Source organism: Neosynechococcus sphagnicola sy1 (genome assembly GCF_000775285.1).
Lineage (GTDB): Bacteria > Cyanobacteriota > Cyanobacteriia > Neosynechococcales > Neosynechococcaceae > Neosynechococcus > Neosynechococcus sphagnicola.
Window position 1 is genome coordinate 1 of the sequence record NZ_JJML01000100.1, and the last position, 848, is coordinate 848.

An 848-nucleotide genomic window follows, 5' to 3' on the forward strand; every position below is an offset into this window, starting at 1 on the left:
GCGGACAATGGTCTCATGTGCAGCGCCTTCACCTGACGAGTGATCACGAGTCATCCCATCCTATGCAGATTTATCGCCTCTCAGCTTTACAGGACAACTATATTTTCTTGCTCCATGACCCAGAGCAGCACATAGCAGCGGTGGTTGACCCTGCGGTCGCCGATCCTGTTTTACAGCAACTCCTTCACCTCAAAGCCAATCTGGTTGCCATCTTCAACACTCACCACCACTCCGATCATGTGGGCGGCAATCTGCGGCTGAGGCAGCAGTTTCCCCAGCTAGTAGTTTATGGCGGTGTTGAAGATCGGGGACGGATTCCAGGGCAACAGGTTTTTCTCCAAGCCGGCGATCGGGTTCAGTTTGCCGATCGGGAGGCTGAAGTACTGTTTATTCCAGGACATACCCGCGCCCATATTGCCTATTACTTTCCCCCGCAACAACCTATGGAACTGGAGAATTATTCTGTGGCGATACCTTGTTTGCAGGGGGCTGTGGGCGATTATTTGAAGGCACACCGACGGTCAAATGATGACATCCTTGAGTCAAATTCGGGCGTTGCCAGATCAGACCCGAATTTGGTGCGCCCACGAGTACACCTTAAATAACCTCAAGTTTGCCCTCACCGTGGATGGTAATAACCTGGATCTCCAGACTCGATGGGCACAAACGCAACAGCTACGCGATCGCGGAGAAGCGACGATTCCCTCCAGCTTAGGGGTGAGAAGCAGACCAACCCATTTCTGCGCTGGGATCAATCTGCCTTACAACAGATCACGAAAGCCATGATCCGATTCAGACCTTTGCTCGATTGCGGGGCATGAAGGATCGATTTTAGCGATCGCAGGAAC

The 848-nt window shown here is 52.4% G+C and carries 1 pseudogene; it reads left to right on the forward strand.

Annotated features, from left to right (window positions below):
* Window positions 1-62 precede the first annotated feature (62 nt).
* Window positions 63-835: pseudogene (gene gloB / locus DO97_RS20255) on the forward strand (hydroxyacylglutathione hydrolase).
* Window positions 836-848: the final 13 nt, after the last annotated feature.